Genomic DNA, 619 nt, shown 5'->3' with positions numbered 1-619 from the left:
AGTTTAACGGCGAGGCCGACCATCTCCACCTGCTGGTCATCTGCCCGCCGCAGAAAGCCCTGTCTCACTTTATCGGCAAGCTCAAAGGCAAGAGTGCTTACGTGATACGCAAGGAGTTTGCGGAAGACATCGCCGACAAACTCTGGGGCAGCCAGTTCTGGTCACCGTCCTACTGCGTCGTCAGTTGTGGGGGCGCACCGCTGGATATCGTGACGCAGTACATCACCGACCAGCAACGCCCCACCTCCGAGAAAGGTGAACAACAATCGCGGCGGCTACGCCGCCGATAGCGGCCTTCCCTGGCCGGGCCGGCTTGACTCGAAGCTAAAGCAACCGAGATTGCGCCGGGGTTGGTTCAAAGCTTGCTTTCAAGCTCCGGCAGGATCTCGAACAGATCCCCTACCAGCCCGTAATCCGCCACCTGGAAGATCGGCGCTTCCTCGTCCTTGTTGATCGCCACGATCACCTTGGAGTCCTTCATGCCCGCCAGGTGCTGAATGGCACCGCTGATGCCCACGGCAATGTACAGGTCCGGCGCGACGATCTTGCCGGTCTGGCCGACCTGCATGTCGTTGGGCACGAAGCCTGCGTCCACCGCCGCCCGCGAGGCACCGACCGC

The 619-nt window shown here is 61.6% G+C and carries 2 protein-coding genes; one reads left to right on the top strand and one right to left on the bottom strand.

What is annotated here, in order from left to right; all coding sequences use genetic code 11:
• Positions 1-290 (top strand): IS200/IS605 family transposase (gene tnpA, locus DU506_RS21375; RefSeq protein ID WP_114488809.1); only part of this gene is annotated, 290 nt, incomplete at its 5' end.
• Between the two features lie 65 nt (positions 291-355).
• Here the strand turns inward: tnpA and DU506_RS21370 are convergent.
• Positions 356-619, bottom strand: a 264-nt coding sequence (locus DU506_RS21370; protein ID WP_220254500.1) for an FAD-binding protein, incomplete at its 5' end; no start/stop codon positions are given.

Origin of the sequence: Vreelandella rituensis (assembly GCF_003336665.1) — a bacterium.
Taxonomy (GTDB): domain Bacteria; phylum Pseudomonadota; class Gammaproteobacteria; order Pseudomonadales; family Halomonadaceae; genus Vreelandella; species Vreelandella rituensis.
The sequence above is the reverse complement of the archived record's forward strand: the minus strand, read 5'-3'. Positions and strand labels throughout refer to the sequence as shown.